This window comes from Mycobacterium persicum (assembly GCF_002086675.1).
Classification (GTDB): Bacteria; Actinomycetota; Actinomycetes; order Mycobacteriales; family Mycobacteriaceae; genus Mycobacterium; species Mycobacterium persicum.
Genome location: NZ_MVIF01000313.1, coordinates 1 through 412, shown reverse-complemented (window position 1 = coordinate 412; position 412 = coordinate 1). Strand labels below are relative to the sequence as shown.

Annotated in this window: 1 pseudogene; it reads right to left on the bottom strand. The window is 65.5% G+C overall.

Going from position 1 to position 412, the window contains the following annotated elements:
• A pseudogene (locus tag BST40_RS28560) lies at window positions 1–340 on the bottom strand (hypothetical protein); the annotation flags it as partial.
• Window positions 341–412: the final 72 nt, after the last annotated feature.

The window sequence follows — 412 nt, the reverse complement described above, 5'->3', positions numbered from 1 at the left end:
GCTTGGTCGCCAGCTGGTGGTAGTAGCCGTAATCCGGGGAGCCGGGCCAAGCCGCGCACTTGGCCGCCTCGAAGGTGCCCCGCAACCCCGCGATCTCGGCCGGATCCCCCAAATGCGCCACCACCCCCGCCATGGCCAGCTCCTCGACCACATACCGCCACCCGGTACAGCCCTCCAGCGCGAACTCCGCGTCCCCGCTCGGGCAGTGCTTACCCAGCCAACCCCGCAGCATCTTGCGGGTTGCCGGCCGGATCTCACCCCAGTGCACCACACCGTCGTCGTCCACGTAATCAAACGTGATCTGCTTCCGGTGCACGTCAAACCCGCCTACCATCGTCATCAGTGGGACCTCCTCAAGCTCCCGAAAACTCTTACTGACGCCCACATCAACGAGCGTCTGAGCTGAGGGGGT